Here is a 4827-nt window from a genome sequence, read left to right as displayed (position 1 = left end):
GCCGAGGTAACTTCCAGACCTTCCTTTGGATAATCCGCCCATCGGTAAGAATGGTTTTTGTGTCGAGAATTAACCTTGCATTAATAATGGCATTTTACACCATAACCCGTGAATGACAAGATGACGCGGTGCGGTACGTAACACCAATTGAGTGGCAAACGCCATCAAGATACCTGATTGTACTCAGTGACCCCGTAGGTTGTTGCATAACCATCGGCCGTTTCATTTCTTCTCTTCGTGATACTCATCATCCAGGTTGATGTCCCAGATAGAGCCTTTTTGCGTTTCCCCTGCCACGATCAACTCAACCGCCCTCTTGGCAGTCAGCATGGAATGATCCTGGTTGTTATACCGATGCATACCGTTGCGCCCAACCAGAAACAAATTCGGTATCTTGTCCAACTCGGCTCTCAATTCACCAAAACGTGCGTAGGCTGCTCCGAAATAGCCTGGATATGCTTTGGGGATCCGAATGACCACCGCATCTGCCGCCTGCGGCAGTTTGACCAAGCCGATCTGATGCATTTCTTTTTGAGCTAACGCCTTCATGGCCCCATCGCTCAGAGTCCACAAGTCGTCAGTCTCACGACAAAAAAACTCCAGCCCCATCCAGACCGTCCCTGCTTTGGCCACCATGAACGGACTCCAGTTGTTGAACACCTGAACCCGTCCTACCTGCACGCCAGGTTCCTGAATGTAAATCCAGTTATCTTCCAACGGCTGTGTTAACGCAGACTTGTCGTACAGCAGGCCAACCGTGATGAAATCGCGATATTCCAACCCCTTGGCAATTTCACGAGCAGCAGGTGACCAAGTGGCTGGCAGTGCTTGCGTCAGCTCATTGATAGGCATTGTTGAGATAGCAACATTGCATGGGTACTTGATCCCATGACCACCCGTATCAACGGTTGATACGGCTGTGACACGACCCTCTGCCATGTCAAACCCAAGCACTTTTTCCTGCATGACCAGAACGCCACCAGCGCTCACGAACTGGCGAGCCACGGTCTCCCACATTTGGCCGGGCCCATATTTTGGATAGATGAAACTCTCGATCAGGGAAGTCTGGCTGGTACCGCCGTCCAAACCCAATGCCCGCTTGGTCGCATGACCGATAGCAGACAGGATAGACAGGCTTTTGATGCGCTGCGCACCCCACTCGGCACTGATTTCATTACACGGCACACCCCAGACCTTCTCTGTGTACTCCTTGAAAAACTGCCGATAAAGCTTGTCACCAAAGCGATTGATCAGGAAATCCTGCAACGATTTCTCTGGCTTGATGGGAGCCAACCTGGCAAAGACGTAACTGAGCCCAAAAGTAATGGTCTTTTTCAGACCCAACTTACGCAAGGCATCAAGGTTGAGCTTGAGAGGATAGTCAAAAAAATGCTTATTGTAATAGATGCGAGAAAGTCGGCTCCTGACCAACATGACATCTTCATCCCTGGCCGAGGCCATGGGCACGTTGGGTAAATCTTTGCGATGTTGACCCTGGTAGCGCAAATTCAGTGTGCCGGTGGTCCCATTGGTCTGGACCGGCAAAACACCAGACCACCATTGCATGACCCAGTCTGATTTTGAAAAGAAACGGTGCCCGCCAATATCGATACGGTTGCCTTTGTAATTGACTGTGCGCGATATGCCACCAACCTGGTTATCTGCTTCGATCACCGTGATCTTTGTAAAACCTGCAACCTGCAGTTCGCGTGCGGCCGTCAAACCCGCAGGGCCGGCACCAATAATGACAATGGGTTGATTTTTATCTTTTATCATGCACGATTCTCCGCTTTGGCATTAAAAAGCATCAATTTGCGCACGACAAAATTGAATATAAAAGTGAAGCCTGCTGCACACAACTTGCTCAATTCCGGGTTTATTTGCAGCCTTTCAATACCAATCCACAACACTATTTGAGTCACACCCAGCCCACCAAGTCCCACCAAAGAAAATGCCAACAGTTCGGCCAACGGTGCCTGACGCAGTTTGCGTTTCGCAAATACAAAGCAAACACTCAGGATATACGCCACCAGCAGCCCAACCACAAAGCCGATCGTTGCTGCTGCCACCCATGGCAACCCAAAGAGGCGAAGGCTTGCTGAAAACGCACCCAGGTCCAAACTTAATGCAATCAATGACACCACAAAATATCGCAAAAACTCTGACCGACGTAGCCATCTAAAAAAGATTGAAGCAACGTCCCCAAGGCTTTTATGTTGTGAACTGATATTGACAATATTGGCAATTTTTTGACTCATCAAGTTTCAACCTAGTGAAAATCTTTGCATGTGTACAAGTTGTATGTGATCGGTGTATCACCCTTCAGTCCGCCTTTGATCGCCCAAGAACCCAGGGGGTTGATGTTCAACTTATTGTTTAATACCAGGTAATCGAGTTTTCCGACTGCATTTTTACAAATAGCTGCAACTGCATTCATATCTAATTGACAAGACCCTGAATTTTTATCCACCCCATTCATCAATTCACAAATATTTTGCTGAAACTCCAAAATGCTCAGATTTTTTTCTCGCAGAATGGTCTCTTTCGCATTACCACGATTAAATAGCATGCCGGCGGCCTGGCTACCATTGAAATAGCTCGGCCGATGCAGAATCAGCCATGGCGCCACAAGTTCGCCAGCCCAATATACCTGTGCGCCCGGCTCAAGTTCAACGCCAAACAACCTCGGGTTGTAGCGGGCAAGTTCAATGTAGCGCGTCCACTGAGAGCGCCGATCCCACTGCACTGCAGCCACAACCAGTGCAGGGATCAGCAGGGCGGTCAGTGCCATACGCCAACGCGCACTACGCTGGTAAAGATACAGGCCTGCACCCACCAGCGCACCAGCAACTAGCGGATAAGCCAAAATGGCAAATTCAGGGCGTATAACCTCACGCAGTCCATCCGCTTTCTGAACTTGTCCATAAACAAAAAAGCCATGTTTGATCAGAAGCACGCCCAATGCCACCGGTATCACGACCAGCATCAACCGTTGAAAACCTGCGCCAATGCGCGCTGCTATCCAGTGCCACTTGAGGTACAGCGGAATCAACAGCCATACGACAAGTTGGGCTGCGCCGGAAGCGGGCGATGCACTTCCCATCACGATGATGCCAATCAACAGCCAAAAACGCACTGAGCGGAAACCGCCTTGTTGAAATTGTTGGTATATCAACAAGGGCACGCCAGCCATGGCCAGCCAATGCAATACCCATTGAACTCGCCAAAGTTGCAGCCCGGTTGGCAGCACGAAATGAAAGATATCTACCAGCAGCAGGCTCACTACAAAGCCGACCAAAGTGGCCCACAGCACGGCGCGTGAAAATGCCTTCAACACGCCAGTGGAGAGCAGTAAAAGCATCGACACCAAAAACACATCGGCTGTGAGATTTGCCCAATTCTTGGTTTCCCACGAGGTCAGAAAAACATGCTTGTTTGGTTCCCTGATCCATGCCAGCCATTCAGCATCGTAGCGGGCCGTCAGATTTGGAACAGGCGAAAAACCAAGCGCTGCTACTGTCAAGATGACCAACGGCAACCACAACAGATGCAACCAACGCCGATCCTCATAGACCTGGTGACACCACCAAATCAGCAGCAGGGGTATGGCCTGCAAGGGGTGTAGCAGCGCAGCTAGCAGCCACAGTACGCTCGCTAGCCAGCGTCTATGGCTAAAATATGCAGCAGCAGAAAACAAGACAAGGGGTTCTGCAATGGAGCGTCCAGTAAAAAACGGTTCTGCATAAGAAAAAACACCGTAGCCGCCGTAACCCGATGGCAAGATCAGAAGCGAAAGAAGGCCCCAATACCATTGTGGTGCTGGGAAAATCTTAACGAGTAAACTTGCGCTGGCGGCCAGAAAGAGCAACAGACCGACTGCAGTTAAGGTCATGAAAACACTGGACGCGTCAAAATGAACCAGTAACTGCGCTATCAGAGGTGGAAAAATGGTGAAGCTTGCCTGACTGCCATAGGCAAAGAACAAATCTTTGCTGAAATTGTTTGGATCAAGTTTTAATAGCGCCTGCCCTAAATACAGTGCGGCATCGTGGCGTATGCCGTAATAGGGGTGGAGATAGACTAACAATAGTAATGTCAAACAGGTAATCTGGATTAGTCTCGATGGGTTATGGGCCGGGACTCCAAAATAATTATTTGTCATATCATGACCGTAAAGCAAGAAGGCAGCCGAAGCTGCCTTCCTTCAAACGCTAATAGCGTGTTAACCGCGGCATGAGGAAGGCAAAAACTTAAGCGGAATAGTTGTACCAGTTCCTCCGCAAATCCAACGGTTGACCGCTGTACCAGGAGCATACGTAAGAGCTGTTCCCGTTGCATCTGCCGGAATAAGAGTCAAAACATTGCCATCAATAGTAGCGTCACCAAAGTTAGCGGCTGTCACGGAAATTACCCCGTTTCCATCTGTAGCTATAGATGCAACGTACTTCGATGTGGCTGCTGAACTTTCGCATCCCCATCCGTTCGCTGCCATTGTCGATGCAGAGCCTGCTTGGTAGGTTTCTGTAATTGATGTGCGGCATGCAGAGGCAGCCAAAACGACTTCAGACATCTTGGCGCGCTTGGTGTAATCCTGATAAGCCGGCAACGCCACCGCAGCCAGAATGCCGATGATCGCCACCACGATCATCAGTTCGATCAATGTAAAGCCTTGTTGTACACGTTTCATGATTTTTCTCCTCGGTAAGATTTGGTGAAACCAACAAAACACCTGGGGTGTTTGTCTGTGATGTTAGCATAATATGTGCCAGCCAGGATTTGCACGCGCTTCCCGCGCATGGCGCAGGGCAGGGCATGGAGTGCCGGATG

General features: G+C 49.7%; 4 protein-coding genes. All 4 read right to left on the bottom strand.

Annotated elements, in window-relative coordinates; translation table 11 throughout:
* Nucleotides 1-222 precede the first annotated feature (222 nt).
* The 4 genes from PHE17_RS21460 to PHE17_RS21445 all read right to left on the bottom strand — a co-directional run bounded on the left by PHE17_RS21460 (nt 223) and on the right by PHE17_RS21445 (nt 4687).
* Nucleotides 223-1776 (bottom strand): NAD(P)/FAD-dependent oxidoreductase, encoded by a 1554-nt coding sequence (locus PHE17_RS21460; protein ID WP_301017971.1) that lies wholly within the window; start codon nt 1774-1776, stop codon nt 223-225.
* Nucleotides 1773-2258 carry a GtrA family protein gene (locus PHE17_RS21455; protein ID WP_301017970.1) on the bottom strand — a complete coding sequence of 162 codons (486 nt, stop codon included), beginning with the start codon at nt 2256-2258 and terminating at the stop codon, nt 1773-1775. Before PHE17_RS21455 ends, PHE17_RS21460 begins: the two co-directional genes overlap by 4 nt.
* Nucleotides 2259-2269: 11 nt before the next feature.
* A complete protein-coding gene (locus PHE17_RS21450; RefSeq protein ID WP_301017969.1) occupies nt 2270-4099 on the bottom strand; it encodes a hypothetical protein in 1830 nt (609 codons plus the stop codon).
* Nucleotides 4100-4222: 123 nt separating this feature from the next.
* Nucleotides 4223-4687, bottom strand: coding sequence for a pilin (locus PHE17_RS21445; protein WP_301017968.1), 465 nt, complete (start codon nt 4685-4687; stop codon nt 4223-4225).
* Nucleotides 4688-4827: the final 140 nt, after the last annotated feature.

The organism is Thiothrix sp. (assembly GCF_028714775.1).
Lineage (GTDB): Bacteria > Pseudomonadota > Gammaproteobacteria > Thiotrichales > Thiotrichaceae > Thiothrix.
The sequence above is the reverse complement of the archived record's forward strand: the minus strand, read 5'-3'. Positions and strand labels throughout refer to the sequence as shown.

Coding starts and splice junctions, on each gene's coding strand:
- PHE17_RS21460 (WP_301017971.1), bottom strand. CDS start 1,776: ATGATAAAAGATAAAAATCAACCCATTGTCATTATTGGTGCCGGCCCT.
- PHE17_RS21455 (WP_301017970.1), bottom strand. CDS start 2,258: ATGAGTCAAAAAATTGCCAATATTGTCAATATCAGTTCACAACATAAA.
- PHE17_RS21445 (WP_301017968.1), bottom strand. CDS start 4,687: ATGAAACGTGTACAACAAGGCTTTACATTGATCGAACTGATGATCGTG.